Raw genomic sequence first — 13,957 nt, forward strand, 5'->3', positions numbered from 1 at the left:
ATGCCAGTCGTCTCCATCACGCTGCTGCCAGGCTACGGCTCCGAAACCGAGGGGCGCCTGGTGCAGCGGGTGGCGCTGGCAACTCGCTCCGTCATCGCGGCGCCCGCGGCCGGAACGACGGTTTTCGTCGAGCACGCCAGCACCTACATGCGCGACAGCCGCGTGTTCTCCGGCGGCGGGCCCTCCCTGCCGGAGGCATCGAAGGTCGTGCGCGATTTCCTGGGACGCATGCAGGACCGTGATCTCGCGGCTGCGCGTGACTGCCTCGCACCCGGCTTCGAGATGGTGTTCCCTGGCGGCGCCCACATGACGCAGCTGGAGCAATTGGTCGAATGGGCGCGCGGCCGCTATCGCAGCGTCGCCAAGGACTACGAGCGTTTCGACGAGAGCTGGGGCGACGGCGTCACCGTCGTCTACTGCTCCGGCACCTTGCGCGGCACCTGGCCCGATGGCCAGGTGTTCCAAGGCATCCGCTTCATCGACCGCTTCGAAGTCGCCGATGGCAAGCTCAGGCGCCAGGACGTCTGGAACGACCTGGCCGAGGCCAGGCCGGCATGAACGTCGCAATGCACGAGCGCGTCGCCTATTCGGCGATGCCGGACCGCCCGCCGATGCAGTGGCCAAACGGCGCGCGCCTGGCGCTGTGGGTGGCGCCGAACATCGAGCACTACGAGTACCAGCCCGCCGAAGTGCGCGTGCGCGACCCGTGGCCGCGCATGCCACACCCGGACATCCTCAACTACGGGCTGCGCGACTACGGCAACCGTGTCGGCGTCTGGCGCCTGATGGAGGTGTTCGACCGCTTCTCGCTGCCCTGCACCGTCTCGCTGTCGCTGTCGGTGCTGGAAATGTACCCGCAGGTCGCCGAGGCGATGCTCTCGCGCCGCTGGGAGCTGATGTCGCACGGCCTCTACAACACGCGCTACCACTGGAACTACTCCGAGGACGAGGAGCGCGCGGCCATCGCCCAGTGCCAGGAAATCCACCGCCGCATCGCCGGCAGCGAACTGCAGGGCTGGTTCTCGCCGGCAGCGTCCAACACGCTGAACACGCCCGACCTCGTCGCCGAGGCCGGCATCGCCTATCTCTGCGACCTGTACCACGACGACCAGCCCACGCCCGTGAAGGTCCGCAGCGGCTCGCTGGTCTCCCTGCCCTACAGCATGGAGATCAACGACAGCATCTGCTGGCGCCGCGGCATGGAAGGCGAGGCCTTCGCGCAGAAGATCCGCGACGAGTTCGACACGCTGTACGCCGAGGGCGGCCGCGTCATGAACATTGCGGTCCACCCATTCATCATGGGCCAGCCACACCGCAGCGAGCACCTCGCCGGCGCGCTCGAATACATCCTCCGCCACCCCGGCGTCTGGTGCGCCCGGGGCGCCGAGATCGTCGAGTGCTGGCAGGCCCAACAGACTTCCCACCAGGACAACCCATGAGCCAGGCTTCCTCCGACTACATCCGCGCCTACATGGCCGAGCGTCCCATCCAGGCGGAGCGGGCCGCGCTCGTCATCATCGACATGCAGCACGCCACCGGCTCGCGCGACGGCGCGCTGGGCTGCAAGCTGAAGGCCGAGGGCTCCAGCGCTGCCGACTACCGCTTCGACCGCATCGAGCGCTTCGTGGTGCCCAACGCGCTGAAGCTGCGCGAACACTTCCGCCGCCTCGGCCGCCCGGTGCTGCACGTGACCATCGGCGCCGCGCTGCCGGACGCCAGCGACGCGCCGCCCCACATGCGCAAGCTGTTCGTCGGCACCAGCAACTTCCTGGGCAGCCGCGAGCACGAGATCGTCGAGCCGCTGAAGCCGCTGCCCGGCGAGCACGTGCTGCGCAAGACCACCATCGGCGCCTTCGCGTCGACCAACATCGACAGCCTGCTGCGGGCCTTGAGCTGCGAGCAGTTGTACCTGTGCGGCGTGTCCACCAACATGTGTGTCGAGACCACCGCGCGCGAGGCGGCCGACCGCGGCTACCTGGTCACGCTGGTCGAAGACGCCTGCGGCACCACGCACGAAGACCTGCACAACGTCACCATGCGCAACTTCCAGCGCCTGTTCGGCCGCGTGCGCAGCACCCAGGAAAGCGTGGGCGAACTGGAGAAGGCGCATGCCTGAGGCGACCAAGCCCAGGCGGGTCCTCGTCGTCGTGCCCTTCGCGATGTCGCAGGACAACCTGCTGCTGCGCCAGCAACAGCTGCAGGGGCTGCAGTTCGGCGACGACATCCGCTTCGAGTACCGCGCCGTGCGCGCGGGCCCGCTCAACTACGCCAGCCACCACGACTTCGCGTTGGCCGACGTCGCCAACTTCGAGGCCGGCTGCCGCGCCCAGGACGAAGGCTACGACGCCGTCTGCATCGACACCATGAGCGACTCGGGCGTCGCCGCGCTGCGCTCGGTGCTGGATATCCCGGTGTTCGGGCCGGGCAAGGCCTCGATGCTGATGGCGCTGACCCTGGGCGACCGCTTCTCCATCCTCACCATGGCCAGCCGCTGGAAGCCGCTGTACAAGAAGGCGCTGGACGAACTGGGCCTGCACCACAAATGCGCCTCCGTGCGCGCCATCGAGATGCCGCCGGACAACCAGGGGCTGCTCTCCGGCAAGGAGGAAGAAGTCTTCCCGCTGCTGGAAGCCGCGGGCCGCAAGGCGATCGAGGAAGACGGCGCCGAGGTGCTGATCCTCGGCTCCACCACCATGCACCAGTCGCACGCTTACCTGAGCAAGCGGCTGCCGGTGCCCGTGATCAACCCCGGACCCCTCAGCTACAAGCTGGCCGAGTCCGCTTTGGCCCTGGGCCTCACCCACAGCCGCGTGGGCTACCCGCGCCCCATGCATCCCCGCCTGGACATGCTGCAAGCGATGTTCGATGCCGGCGAGAAAGCGAGCAAGTCATGAGCCAGCTGTTGTCCCAGGAACAGGTGCAAGGCTACGCCCGCGACGGCTTCGTCACGCCGGTCGACGTGCTGACACCGGAAGAAGTGCGCGCCTTCCGCGGCGACCTGGAAGCCTGGGAGCGCGGGCGCGGCGCGCCCATCGACTTCCCGGAAAAGTCCAAGTCCTACCTGCTGTTCGACTGGGCCGACCAGCTGGTGCACCACCCGAAGATCCTCGACGCCGTCGAAGACCTGATCGGCCCCGACATCCTGGTCTACCACTCCACGCTGTTCCTGAAAGAAGCGCACACCTCCGCCTACGTGCGCTGGCACCAGGACAGCCCCTACTTCTACCTGGACCCGCACGAGCACGTGACGGCCTGGGTGGCGCTGTCGGAAGCCAGCGTTCAGGCCGGCTGCATGCGCGTGCTGCCCGGCAGCCATCGCTGGGGCGCCTTCGAGCACGACGACAAGCCCGACCCGCTGAACATGATCAAGCGCGGCCAGGGCATCAGCGACCGCTTCGACCACGAGACCGGCACCTTCATGCCGCTGAAGACAGGGCAGATGTCGCTGCACCACACCGACCTCGTGCACGCGTCCGGCAGCAACGACAGCGACGACCGCCGCCTCGGCTACGCCATCAGCTACATCCCGGCGCACGTGCGGCCGGTCGGCGCGGTGAAGCCCTCAGCGCTGTGCGTGCGTGGCCGCGACCACGGAAATTTCCTGCCGGAAGGCCGGCTGGCCAGCGCGCTGTCCGAAGAAGACCGCCGCAGGCACAAGGAAGCCCTGGCCCTGTTCCGCGCCCTGCAGGACGCGGGTTTCGCCGGCGCCGCCGCCTGAACCTCTCTCTTCCCTCTCCTCGCAAGACATCATGAAGCCACTTCTTCCCCGGATCGCCGCCCTCCTCTTTTCCGCCCTGGCGGCCGGCGCCGCGCTCGCCGACTACCCGGACCGGGTCGTCACCGTCGTCAACACCTGGGCACCGGGTGGCCCGTCGGACGCCATCATCCGGCCCATCATCGACAAGTTCACGACGAAGTTCGGCCAGACCTTCATCCTCGAGAACCGCAGCGGCGCCAACGGCGCGATCGGCGCGGCCTCGGTGGCGCGCGCCAAGGCCGACGGCTACACGCTGTTGTTCGCCAACGTGGGCCCGATCGCCATCAGCCCCTCGCTGCCGGACAAGCCGCCCTATGACAGCCTGAAGGACTTCCAGCCGATCGGCCAGATCGTGTCGGCCTCCGGCGTGCTGGTGGTGGGCGAGAACTTCCCGGCCAACAACCTGAAGGAGTTCATCGAGTACGCGCGCAAGAACCCGGACAAGATCAGCTACGGCTCGGTCGGTATCGGGAGCAGCACCCACATCGCCGGCGCCACGCTGGCCAAGCAGGCCGGCGTGAAGATGGTGCACGTGCCCTATCGCGGCTCGGCGCAGATCCAGACCGACATCATCGGCGGCCAGATCCAGGCGGCCTTCGTCAACCTGGGCGGCGCGCTGCCGCTGATCCAGGCGCACAAGCTGAAGGCCATCGCCGTCAGCACCGAGAAGCGCTCGGCCATCCTGCCGGACGTGCCCGCCGTCGCCGAGTCCTACCCCGGCTTCGACTTCAACTTCTGGTACGGCCTGATGGCGCCCGCCAACACGCCGCCGGCCGTCATCAACAAGCTGCACGCCGCGCTCGTCGAAGCCCTCGCCGCGCCCGACGTCAAGAAGCTGATGCTGGATGCCGGCCTCGACGTCGCGCCCAGCACCCCGGCGGAGTTCGGCAAGAAGGTCAAGGACGACATGGCCCTGTGGCACCGCGCGGTGGCCAACACGAACCTGCAGTAATCCCGGATCCGAGTCAGAGAGATAGAGCGATGAGCACCAACTACGAAATCCGCGCCATCGACGCGGTAGTGAATATCTGGACCCCCGAAGTGCTCGCGCAGCGCCCCCGCCGGGAGAATTTCTACAGCGGCAAGATGCACGTGGCCGAGTACATCATGCAGGGCCTCGACCACGAAGCGATGCTGCGCCGCATGGACGACGCCGGCATCGAGAAGTCCTTCCTGATCGCGGCCAAGGTCGGCCCGGCCATGCACAAGGCCAGCTACCACGTGCCTTACAGCGCCGTGGCCGAAGCCGTCAACAAGCACCCGGATCGCTTCCTGGGTCTCGCGGGCCTCGATGCCACCGAAGGCATGAATGGCGTGCGCGAACTGGAGAAGGCCGTGCGCGAATACGGCTTCATCGGCGCGCACTACTACCCGCACTGGTTCGAGCTCGCGCCCGACCACGCCAAGTGGTACCCCTTCTACGCCAAGTGCGTGGAGCTGGACGTGCCCGTGCAACTGCAGGTGGGCCAGTCGATGGTCTACGAACCCACGCATCCGCTGCGCAGCGTCGGCCGGCCGATCACGCTGGACTCGGTGGCCTGCGACTTCCCCGAGCTCAAGATCGTCGGCATCCACGTGGGCATCCCATGGACCGACGAGATGATCGCAATGGCGTGGAAGCACCCCAACGTCTACATCGGCACCGACGCCCACGCGCCCAAGTACTGGCCGGAATCCTTCGTCAAGTACATCAACAGCTACGGCCAGGACAAGGTGATCTTCGGCACCGACTTCCCCATCCTGGACTTCAAGCGCGCGCGCGACGAGGTCGAGGCGCTGGGCCTGAAACCCGTGGCCAAGCAGAAGCTGCTGCGCGACAACGCCATGCGCGTGTACGGGCTGGAGGGCCGATGAGCGCGCCGCGCATTCCCAACATCGCCGACCAGCTGGCCATGCACGCGGTGCAGCGGCCGACCAAGACGGCCATCGTCAGCGGCACGCAAACCGTTTCCTACCGCGACGCGAACGAGCGCGTCGAGCATGGCGCCCGTGCGCTGCTGCAGGCCGGCGTGCAGCCGGGTGACGTGGTCGGCGTCGCGCTCAAGGACACCCCGGACCACCTGCTGATGCTGTTCGCGGTGGCCCGCGCCGGCGCCGTGGTGCTGCCCATGGACTGCCGCTGGCTGCCGGCGGAGAAGCAGCGCGTGGTTGCGCATTTCCAGCCCCGCTGCGTGCTGGTCGAACCGGGCGACGACGTCGCCGATGCCCGTTGCGTCACGCTGGATGCGGCCTGGTGGGCTGCCGCGGCCCAGGCGCCGGCGCCCGCAGCCTGGCCGGATGGCGAGCGCGGCTTCTGCCTGTCGCTGTCCTCGGGCACCACTGGCCGGCCGAAGGGCCCGCTGCTGACGCACGCGCAGTTCATGAGCCGGTTCTTCACGCATTACGCGGACCTCGGCTTCGGCAGCCGCGAGACCTACCTGAACGCCACGCCGCTGTACTTCGGTGGCGGCCGCGCCTTCTCGGTCTCCACGCTGTACGTGGGTGGCACTGTGGTGCTGTTCGCGCCGCCCCATACGCCGCAGAGCCTGGCCGAAGCCGTGGCACGCACCAAGGCCACCGTGAGCTTCCTGGTGCCCACCATGCTGCGCCGCCTGCTGGCCGCGCCGGCCGACGTGGTGCAGCCGCTCGCCCGCCTGTCCACGCTGATCTCCTCCGGTTCGCCGCTGACGGCCGAAGAGCGCATCCAGATCCGCGAGCGCCTTTGCCCGAATTTCATCGAGTACTACAGCTCCACCGAAGGCGGCGGGGTCACCGTGCTGTCCTCCGAAGACCAGCTGGCGCATCCGACCTCGGTGGGCCGGCCGGTGTTCGGCGTCGGCATCGAGGTCGTCAACGACGCGAACCAGCCCTTGCCGAACGGCGAAGTCGGCCGCATCCGCTACCGCGGCCCCACGGTTGCCGACGGCTTCTACAACGACGCGGAAGCGGCGCGCGAAGCCTTCGTCGACGGCTGGTTCTATCCCGGCGACCTCGGCATGCTCGATGACGAGGGCTACCTGTTCCTGCGCGGCCGCGCCAAGGACATGATCATCCGCGGCGGCGTCAACATCTATCCGCTGGAGATCGAGACCGTCCTGCTCAATCATCCGCGCATCGCGGAGGCCGCCGTCATCGGCACACCCTCGAAGGAATTCGACGAGGAAGTCGCCGCCTTCGTCAAGACCAGCGGCTCTATCGACGAGGCCGAGGTCAAGGCCTGGTGCAAGCAGAACCTGGCGCCGTACAAGATCCCGCGCCACGTCTTCTTCGTCGACGAGTTCAAGCTCAACTCCTCCGGCAAGATCCTCAAGCCCGAACTGGCGAAACTCCTGCCCACCCTCCTGGCGAAGGAGGCCGCATGAAGATCGAATGCACGCCCGACCTGGCCGAAATGCGGCCGGCCATCCGGCGCTTCGTGACGGACCGGCTCGATCCCCTGACCAGGCGCATCGACGAGACCGGTGAGGTCCCCCCTGAAGCGCTCGCGGAGATGCGCAGCCAGGGCTACCTGGGCATGCGGCTGCCGGAGCAGTTTGGCGGCGGCGGCTTCGACCTGGCGACCTACTGCCTGGTGCAGGAGGAAGTGGCGCGCTCGCACCGCATCTACACGGTGATGATGGACGCCACCAGCGGCCTCACGCCGATCGCGATCACGCGGCACGGCACGCAGGCGCAGAAGGACAAGTACATCGCGAAGATCGCCAGCGGCGAGTGGCTGGCCAGCTTCGGCCTGACGGAACCCGAGGCCGGCTCCGACGCCGCGGCGCTGCGCACCAGTGCCACGCGCGTCGACGGTGGCTGGAAGATCAACGGCCTGAAGCACTTCATCAGCGGCGCGCACCGCGCCGAGGTGGTGATGGTGATCGCGCTCACCGACCCCAAGCTGCGCGCCCGCGGCGGCATCACCGCCTTCCTGGTGGACAAGGGCACGCCGGGCATGGAGATCACGCGGGTCGACAAGACCATCGCCTCCGACCCGATCCAGCTGGCGGAGATCCGCTTCGACGACTGCTTCGTGCCCGATTCCGCCGTGCTCGGCGAGGTCGGCCAGGGCTTCAAGATCGCGATGGGCTCGCTGACCGCCGGCCGCATGGGCGTGTCGGCCGCCTGCATAGGCGCCGCCGACAAGCTGCTGGAACTGGGCGTGGCGTACGCCAAGGACCGCGTCACCTTCGGCCAGCCCCTGTCGGAGCGCCAGTCCATCCAGTGGATGCTGGCCGACTCGGCGACCGAACTGGCCCTGGCGCGCTCGCTGGCCTACGAGACGCTGCGCCGCATCGACGCGGGCGAAGACGTCCCCACCGGCACCAGCATGACCAAGCTGTTCTGCTCCGAGATGGTGGGCCGCGTCGCCGACCGCGTGCTGCAGATCTTCGGCGGCGCCGGCCTGATCCGCGGCGTGCCGGTGGAGCGCTTCTATCGCGACATCCGGCACTACCGCATCGGCGAAGGCTCGTCGGAGGTGCAGCGCATGCTGATCGCGCGCGCCCTGTTCAAGGAATAGGTTCACCGGTTTTCTTCACGATCACGAAAGGCCAGTCCATGCAGTTCCCTCGCCGCGCCGCCGTCGCCTTGCTCGCCCTCGCTGCCGCCGCCCCCGGCGCCTTGCTGGCGCAGCAGGCCTGGCCCACCCATCCGATCAAACTGATCGTGCCCTTCCCGCCGGGCGGCACCGGCGACCTGCTGGGTCGCTTCGCGGCCAAGGAAATGCAAGCGGCTCTCGGCCAGCCGGTGGTGGTGGAGAACAAGGCCGGCGCGGGCGGCTTGATCGGCAGCGATGCCGCCGCGAAGGCCGCTCCCGATGGCTACACCCTGGTGCTGTCCAACATCGCCTCGCACGCGATCGGCCCTGCGGTGTATCCCAAGATGCCTTACGACGCGGTCAAGGACTTCACGCACATCGGCCTGATCGCCGCGGTGCCCAGCGGCATCGCCGTGTCCGCCAACGGCCCGTACAAGACGATGGCGGACCTGCTGGCGAAGGCGCGCACGGGCCCGGGCGTGGTGCGCTTCGGTTCCAACGGCAACGGCACCTCGTCGCACGTGCAGCTGGTGCTGCTGAACCGCGCGGCCAAGGTGGACATCACGCACGTGCCTTACAAGGGCGCGGCGCCGGCGACCGCGGACCTGATCGGCGGCCAGGTCGACGGCCTGATCGCCGCCGTCCCCGACGTCGGCCGCAACACCATGCTGCGGCTGGTCGCCATCACCTCCGAAACGCGCGCCGCCCGCTGGCCCGACGTGCCGACGGTGAAGGAGTTGGGGCTGGCCCCGGTGACCGCGACCAACTGGTTCGGCATCTCCGGCCCGGCCGGCATCCCCGCCGACGTGGCGGACCGCCTGAACGCCGCGCTGGTGCGCGCACTCAACACGCCGGAGCTGGCCGAGCGCCTGCGCGACATGGGCACGGAGCCGAACAAGATGAACCGCGCGGAGTATTCGACGATGGTCTCGACCGACGTGGCGCGCTGGGCCGAAGTGGCCCGCTCCGCCAACATCCACGTGGAATGAAGGAATGGAAATGAAGAAGCGCCTCTTCGGCAAACTGGTCCTGGCGAGCATGTTCTGCATGACCGCCGCGATGGCACAGGACTACCCCAGCAAACCGATCCGCATCATCGTGCCCTACAGTCCGGGCGGCGGCACCGACACCGTGGCCCGCCTGATGGCGCAGAAGCTGACGGCGGCCTTCGGGCAGTCCGTGCTGGTCGACAACAAGCCCGGCGCGTCCGCGAACATCGGCGCCGAGATGGTAGCGCGTGCGCCGGCCGACGGCTACACGATTCTCGTCACGGCGCCCAACTTCACCACCAGCGAAGCGCTGTTCGAGAAGCCGGGCTGGAAATTCGAGGACTTCACGCCGGTGATCCACCTCGTCAAGTACGGCAACGTGCTGGTCGCCGGGCCGGGCACGCAGCTGGCGAGCGTGCAGCAGATGATCGCGGCGGCCAAGGCAGCGCCGAAGTCGCTGTCCTTTGGCTCCGCCGGCACGGGTTCCAACTCGCACCTGGCGATGGAGCTCCTGAACCAGCGCACCGGCACGCAGATCGTCCACATCCCCTACAAGGGCTCGGGCCCGCTGAAGACCGACCTGCTGGGCGGCCACCTGCAGCTGGGCGTCGACGGCCTGGGCGGCCTGTCGGAGCTGATTCGCGCGGGCAAGGTGAAGCCGCTGGCCGTGCTGGCGCCGAAGCGCTCGCCGCTGGCGCCCGAGATCCCCAGCCTCGGCGACATGGGCATCAACGACGTCGATGGCAATGGCTGGTACGGCGCGCTGGTGCCGGCCGGAACGCCGCCCGCGATCGTCGCGAAGTTGAACGCCGCCTTCGCCGCTGCGCTGCAGGCCCCCGACGTGCACCAGCAATTGAACCAGCTGGGCGTCGAGGCCGTGGGCGGCTCCAGCGAGGAGTTCCGCAACTACCTGCTGGGCGAGCGCAAGAAGTGGGCGCAGGTGATCAAGACGGCCAACATCAAGCCGGACTGATTCACAACCAGGCGGGCTGGCCGCTGCCCAGTGCCGGCGGCGGCAGCCCTGCCACGGGACGCTCGCCGTCGAAGCGCATCGGGTGCGCGATCATCGGCGGCAAGCCTTCCTCGGAGGACAGCCGCATCCCGCGCGCAAGCACATGCGGATGCTCCAGCACCTGGCCGATGTCGAGGATCGGCGCGCAAGGCACCGCCGCATCGTCCAGCGTGGCCGCCCAATCCTGCGTGTCGCGCGTCAAGGTCCATGACGTGATCAGCGCGATCAACTCCGAGCGGTTGGCGACACGCGCCTGGTTGGTCGCGAAGCGCGCGTCCTGCGCCACCTCCGCATGCCCTGCCAGCTGGCAAAAGCGCGCGAACTGGCCGTCGTTGCCGATGGCCAGCACCATCTGGCCGTCACGCGTGGCGAACACCTGGTAAGGCACGATGTTCGGATGCGCGTTGCCCATGCGCGTGGGCGTGCGCCCGCCGATCATCTGGTTGGACGCCTGGTTGGCGAGCATGGCCACCTGCACGTCCAGCAGCGCCGCGTCGATGTGGCGTCCGCGTCCCGTCGTCTTGCGCTCGTGGAGTGCGGCGAGGATGGCGGTGGTGGCGTACAGGCCGGTCATGATGTCGGTGACGGCCACGCCCACCTTCTGCGGCTCGCCGCCCTTCTCGCCGGTGACGCTCATGAGTCCGCCCTCCGCCTGGATGGCGAAGTCGTAGCCCGCCTTGTGGGCCAGCGGGCCGTCCTGGCCGTAGCCGGTGACCGAGCAGTAGACGAGGCCGGGGTTGATCGCCTGCAGGCTCGCATAGTCCAGGCCGTACTTGGCCAGCTGGCCGACCTTGTAGTTCTCCAGCAGCACGTCGGCCTCGCGGGCCAGTTCGCGCACCTGGGCCGCGCCGGCCGCGCTGGCGATGTCGATAGACACCGAGCGCTTGCCGCGGTTGGCGCAGACGAAGTAGGCCGCGACGCGGTCCTCGCCCTCGCCCCACCAGGGCGGGCCCCAGGCCCGCGTGTCGTCGCCGGCGCCGGGGCGCTCCACCTTGATCACGTCGGCGCCGTAGTCGGCCAGGATCTGGCCGGACCAGGGCCCGGCCAGCACCCGCGACAGGTCCAGCACGCGCACGCCGGCCAGCGGGCGCGGTTTCGTTGTCTCGGCCATCAGTTGGAGAAGGCAGCGATGCCGGTGATCGCGCGGCCCAGGATCAGCGCGTGGATGTCGTGCGTGCCTTCGTAGGTGTTCACCACCTCCAGGTTCACCAGGTGCCGGGCCACGCCGAATTCGTCGCTGATGCCGTTGCCGCCCATCATGTCGCGCGCCACGCGGGCGATGTCCAGCGCCTTGCCGCAGGAGTTGCGCTTCAGCACGGAAGTGAGTTCGACGGCGGCCGTACCCTCGTCCTTCATGCGGCCCAGGCGCAGGCAGCCCTGCAGGCCCAGGCTGATGTCGGTCAGCATGTCGGCCAGCTTCTTCTGCACCAGCTGGTTGGCGGCGAGCGGGCGGCCGAACTGCTTGCGATCCAGCACGTACTGGCGCGAGCGGTTGAAGCAGTCCTCGGCCGCGCCCAGCGCGCCCCAGGCGATGCCGTAGCGCGCGGAGTTCAGGCAGGTGAAGGGACCCTTCAGGCCGCGCACCTCGGGGAAGGCGTTCTCCTCGGGGCAGAACACTTCGTCCAGCACGATCTCGCCGGTGATGGAGGCACGCAGGCCGACCTTGCCGTGGATGGCCGGGGCGCTGAGGCCTTTCCAGCCCTTTTCCAGCACGAAGCCGCGGATGGCGCCCGCGTCGTCCTTGGCCCAGACCACGAAGACATCGGCGATCGGGCTGTTGGTGATCCACATCTTGGCGCCGGACAGCTTGTAGCCGCCGTCGACCTTGCGGGCGCGGGTGATCATGCTGCCCGGGTCGGAACCGTGGTTCGGTTCGGTCAGGCCGAAGCAGCCGATCCATTCGCCGCTGGCCAGCTTGGGCAGGTACTTCTGCTTCGTCGCCTCGTTGCCGAACTCGTTGATCGGCACCATCACCAGCGAAGACTGCACGGACATCATCGAGCGGTAGCCGGAATCCACGCGTTCCACCTCGCGTGCGACCAGGCCGTAGCTGACGTAGTTGAGGCCGGCGCCGCCGTACTGCTCGGGGATGGTCACGCCCAGCAGGCCCAGTTCGCCCATCTCGCGGAAGATGGACGGATCGGTCTTTTCGTGGCGGAAGGCTTCCTGCACGCGGGGCAGCAGCCGCTCCTGGCAGTAGGCCGCGGCGGCGTCGCGCACCTGGCGCTCGTCGTCAGTCAGCTGGGCATCCAGCAGGAAGGGGTCGGACCAGGAAAAGCGGGCGGAGGAAGTCATGCGGCGATCTCACAAGAGGAGGTTGGCGATGCGCGCGATCCTAGGAGGCCTTGCCTGCCGACGCAAACCATGATTTCTGCGCCAGATATGATGCTTCTTCATTTCTGAAGGAGCCAGGATGCGCCGACAACTGCCATCCACCCAGGCGCTGCAGTGCTTCGAGGCCGCGGCCCGGCACCAGAGCTTTACCCGGGCCGCGCAGGAGCTGGCCCTGACCCAGGGCGCCGTGTCGCGCCAGGTTGCCGCGCTGGAAGACCTGGTAGGCGTAGCGCTGTTCCGCCGCACCCGGCACGGAATGACCCTGACCGTCGCCGGGGCCGACTACGCGCGCCAGGTCGGCCAGCGCCTGGACGCGCTGGAGCGTGACACCCTGGACCTGCGCAGCCGCCGCGGCCACGGCGATCGCCTTGCCCTCGCCTCGGTGCCCACGTTCGCGGAGCGCTGGCTGATGCCGCGCCTGCCCGGCCTGGCGAAGCTTCATCCGCAGCTGCAAGTGCACATCGAGGCACGCACGCGGCCTTTCCTCTTCGCCGATGCGCAGGTCGACGCCGCCCTGTTCGCGGGCACGCCGGAGCAGTTGCGCCAGTGGGCCGGCACGCAGGCCGTCCTGCTGCTGCCGGAGGAAGTGATTCCAGTCTGCAAACCCTCGCTGCTCAAGGGCGGCCGGCCCTTCACGCCCAAGGCGCTGGCCGCGCTGCCCCTGCTGCAGCAGTCCACCCGGCCCGAGGCCTGGCGCCAATGGTTCGATGCCCAGGGCGTGGACGCCGAACACGCGATGGCCGGGCCGCGTTACGAACTGTTCTCGCTGCAGATGGCGGCGGCCAGGTGCGGCCTGGGGGTCGCGCTGGTGCCGACCCTGCTGGCCCAGCAGGAGCTGCAGGCCGGTACGCTGGCCATCGCCTGCGACCGGCCGCTGCGCGGCCAGCGCAGCTATTACCTGGTGCAGCCGGCCGAGGGCGAACGGCCGGCGCTGGCGGCTTTCCGGGACTGGCTGCAGGCCGAGACGGGACGACCCTAGTTGTCCTATAGATAGAACATATCCTAGAATGGGGAAATGAGCATTCCCCAGCGCCGGCCGCAGACCCTGGCGCAAAAACTGATTGGCCGCGCCAGTGGCCGCAGCCACGTGGCCCCCGGCGAAATCGTCAGCTCCAAGGTCGACCTGGCGATGTTCCACGACTCCTCCGGGCCGCGGCGGCTGAAGCCGATGCTGGAGGAGCTGGGCGCGCAGATCTGGGACAAGGACCGCATCGTGCTGGTCATGGACCACTACGTGCCCGAGCAGGACGACGATTCGCGCAAGATCGTGCGCATCGCGCGCGACTGGGCCGCGGAGCAGAAGCTGCCCCACGTCTACGACAGCATCGGCATCTGCCACGTGGTGCTGCCGCAGAAGGGGCATA

Annotated in this window: 14 protein-coding genes and 1 pseudogene; 13 read left to right on the forward strand and 2 right to left on the reverse strand. The window is 68.5% G+C overall.

The features are described from left to right. The 11 genes from HHL11_RS34000 to HHL11_RS34050 are packed head-to-tail and all read left to right on the forward strand — an operon-like array spanning position 1 to position 10,220. Positions 1-558 carry a nuclear transport factor 2 family protein gene (locus HHL11_RS34000; protein WP_169423073.1) on the forward strand — a complete coding sequence of 186 codons (558 nt, stop codon included), beginning with the start codon at positions 1-3 and terminating at the stop codon, positions 556-558. After that, positions 555-1,439, forward strand: a complete 885-nt coding sequence (locus tag HHL11_RS34005) for a polysaccharide deacetylase family protein (protein ID WP_169423074.1) — start codon at positions 555-557, stop codon at positions 1,437-1,439. The genes HHL11_RS34000 and HHL11_RS34005 overlap by 4 nt, the downstream gene beginning before the upstream one ends. Beyond that, positions 1,436-2,116 (forward strand): cysteine hydrolase family protein, encoded by a 681-nt coding sequence (locus HHL11_RS34010; RefSeq protein ID WP_169423075.1) that lies wholly within the window; start codon positions 1,436-1,438, stop codon positions 2,114-2,116. Before HHL11_RS34005 ends, HHL11_RS34010 begins: the two co-directional genes overlap by 4 nt. Further along, positions 2,109-2,894 (forward strand): aspartate/glutamate racemase family protein, encoded by a 786-nt coding sequence (locus HHL11_RS34015; RefSeq protein ID WP_169423076.1) that lies wholly within the window; start codon positions 2,109-2,111, stop codon positions 2,892-2,894. Before HHL11_RS34010 ends, HHL11_RS34015 begins: the two co-directional genes overlap by 8 nt. Continuing rightward, a complete protein-coding gene (locus tag HHL11_RS34020) occupies positions 2,891-3,718 on the forward strand; it encodes a phytanoyl-CoA dioxygenase family protein (RefSeq protein WP_169423077.1) in 828 nt (275 codons plus the stop codon). Before HHL11_RS34015 ends, HHL11_RS34020 begins: the two co-directional genes overlap by 4 nt. A 31-nt stretch (positions 3,719-3,749) precedes the next feature. Next, a complete protein-coding gene (locus tag HHL11_RS34025) occupies positions 3,750-4,709 on the forward strand; it encodes a Bug family tripartite tricarboxylate transporter substrate binding protein (RefSeq protein ID WP_169423078.1) in 960 nt (319 codons plus the stop codon). A gap of 29 nt (positions 4,710-4,738) precedes the next feature. Further along, a complete protein-coding gene (locus HHL11_RS34030; RefSeq protein WP_169423079.1) occupies positions 4,739-5,611 on the forward strand; it encodes an amidohydrolase family protein in 873 nt (290 codons plus the stop codon). After that, positions 5,608-7,098, forward strand: a complete 1,491-nt coding sequence (locus tag HHL11_RS34035) for a class I adenylate-forming enzyme family protein (protein ID WP_169423080.1) — start codon at positions 5,608-5,610, stop codon at positions 7,096-7,098. The genes HHL11_RS34030 and HHL11_RS34035 overlap by 4 nt, the downstream gene beginning before the upstream one ends. After that, complete coding sequence (locus tag HHL11_RS34040; protein WP_169423081.1) at positions 7,095-8,240, forward strand: acyl-CoA dehydrogenase family protein; 1,146 nt, start codon at positions 7,095-7,097, stop codon at positions 8,238-8,240. Before HHL11_RS34035 ends, HHL11_RS34040 begins: the two co-directional genes overlap by 4 nt. A 38-nt stretch (positions 8,241-8,278) precedes the next feature. Then, positions 8,279-9,247: a Bug family tripartite tricarboxylate transporter substrate binding protein gene (locus HHL11_RS34045; protein WP_169423082.1), complete on the forward strand. Its 969-nt coding sequence runs from the start codon at positions 8,279-8,281 to the stop codon at positions 9,245-9,247. A gap of 10 nt (positions 9,248-9,257) precedes the next feature. After that, positions 9,258-10,220 (forward strand): Bug family tripartite tricarboxylate transporter substrate binding protein, encoded by a 963-nt coding sequence (locus HHL11_RS34050; protein ID WP_169423083.1) that lies wholly within the window; start codon positions 9,258-9,260, stop codon positions 10,218-10,220. 1 nt (position 10,221) lies between these two features. On the opposite strand, the gene HHL11_RS34055 is transcribed toward HHL11_RS34050, so the two are convergent. Beyond that, the gene (locus tag HHL11_RS34055) at positions 10,222-11,370 is read right to left on the reverse strand and encodes a CaiB/BaiF CoA transferase family protein (protein WP_169423084.1); all 1,149 of its coding nucleotides are present in this window, start codon (positions 11,368-11,370) and stop codon (positions 10,222-10,224) included. Continuing rightward, positions 11,370-12,554, reverse strand: a complete 1,185-nt coding sequence (locus HHL11_RS34060; RefSeq protein ID WP_169423085.1) for an acyl-CoA dehydrogenase — start codon at positions 12,552-12,554, stop codon at positions 11,370-11,372. Before HHL11_RS34060 ends, HHL11_RS34055 begins: the two co-directional genes overlap by 1 nt. Positions 12,555-12,672: 118 nt before the next feature. Between HHL11_RS34060 and HHL11_RS34065 the strand changes: the two genes are divergently transcribed. Together HHL11_RS34065 and HHL11_RS34070 are read left to right on the forward strand one after the other, a co-directional pair. Then, positions 12,673-13,572 (forward strand): LysR substrate-binding domain-containing protein, encoded by a 900-nt coding sequence (locus HHL11_RS34065; RefSeq protein WP_169423086.1) that lies wholly within the window; start codon positions 12,673-12,675, stop codon positions 13,570-13,572. 36 nt (positions 13,573-13,608) lie between these two features. Next, positions 13,609-13,957, forward strand: a pseudogene (locus tag HHL11_RS34070) (3-isopropylmalate dehydratase); the annotation flags it as partial.

Source organism: Ramlibacter agri (assembly GCF_012927085.1).
GTDB classification, from domain to species: Bacteria; Pseudomonadota; Gammaproteobacteria; order Burkholderiales; family Burkholderiaceae_C; genus Ramlibacter; species Ramlibacter agri.